We start from the raw sequence: 1,279 nt of genomic DNA, 5'->3' as shown, positions 1-1,279 counted from the left end.
GGGCTGGCGCATGCGGGGGAGCGGGCGCCCTCAACCGGCTTTCCATGGAGGGGATTTCGGCCATGCCGGTGTATTTGCTCCGGCAGGTTTCCCTGGGTTCCGCTCCGGCGGAGCGGTCCTTCGGGGCTGCCCGCCGCAGGGGCGTTGAGGACCGCTCGAAGGCCGCTGAAGGAACCCGCGCCTCCGGTGCGGGGGCGGCTAGCGTGCAGATTCACCGACGCATTTCCGCCATCGGGAGTGCCCCACGACGAACGGAGGAAACCATGGAGATTCAGGTTCTGGGTCCGCTGTGTGCCGCCGTGAACGGGGACTCGATCGTCCCGACCGCCGGAAAACCCCGGCAGGTGCTCGCCCTGCTCGCGCTGTACCCGGGCCGCGTCGTGCCGGTGTCGACGCTGATGGAGGAGATCTGGGGGACGGAACTGCCGCAGAGCGCGGTCACGACCCTGCAGACCTACATCATGCAGCTGCGCCGCAGCCTGGGCACGGCCATGGGACCCGGCGCCCCCGGCGGCGCGAAGAACGTGCTCGCCACCCGGCACGGCGGCTACCTCCTCCAGGTCCCGCCCCAGTCCGTGGACGTGCACACCTACGAACGCCTCATCACCGAGGGCCAGGAGGCCTTCGAGCAGGGCGAGGACGACCGCGCCGCCCGCTGCTTCCGCCAGGCCCTGGCCCTGTGGCAGGGAGCGGCCCTGGTGGACGTACGGCTGGGCCCGGTGCTGGAGATCGAGGTGCTGCGGCTGGAGGAGTCACGGCTGGTGACCGTCGAGCGGCGCATCGACGCGGACCTGCGGCTGGGCCGGCACGCCGAACTCATCGCCGAACTCACCGACCTCGTCGCCCGCCACCCCCAGCACGAGGGCCTGCACGCGCAGGCGATGCTGGCCCTGTACCGCTCCGGCCGGCAGGCCTCCGCCCTCGACGTCTACCGACGGTTACGCAGACGGCTGATAGAAGAACTCGGCGTGGAACCCACCCCGCAGCTCCAGCGCCTGCACCAGGCCATGCTCGCCGTCGACCCGGAACTCGACGTGATGGCCGGCCCGCGCCGCGGCTCCACCTTCGACCGCTACGCCGCCTAGGGCTCCCGCCGGGCCACCGGGTCCAGTGCTGGTGCCGGTGCAGCCCCCCCCGGGGGGGCGTGGGTGTGGGAGTGGAGTTCGGGTGCCGGTTCCCCGCCCTCGGCGCACGCGGGCCGGCCCGCCCGCGGACAGGCGGCTACGGCGGACGGACCGCGGCGACTACGGCGGACGGACTGCGGGACTGCGGGACTGCG

At 72.7% G+C, this 1,279-nt stretch carries 1 protein-coding gene; it reads left to right on the top strand.

Going from position 1 to position 1,279, the window contains the following annotated elements:
• Positions 1–263 precede the first annotated feature (263 nt).
• Positions 264–1,085 (top strand): AfsR/SARP family transcriptional regulator, encoded by an 822-nt coding sequence (locus tag JHN63_RS51140; protein ID WP_200691952.1) that lies wholly within the window; start codon positions 264–266, stop codon positions 1,083–1,085.
• The last annotated feature ends 194 nt before the right edge of the window (positions 1,086–1,279 follow it).

This window comes from Streptomyces sp. MBT65, assembly GCF_016612545.1.
In the GTDB taxonomy this organism is placed as follows: Bacteria; Actinomycetota; Actinomycetes; order Streptomycetales; family Streptomycetaceae; genus Streptomyces.
Note: the sequence above shows the minus strand (reverse complement) of the source record. Positions and strands in the feature narration are given on the sequence as shown.

Bases quoted from the DNA above. Each gene is read 5' to 3' on its own strand.
- JHN63_RS51140 (WP_200691952.1), top strand. From the start codon at position 264: ATGGAGATTCAGGTTCTGGGTCCGCTGTGTGCCGCCGTGAACGGGGAC.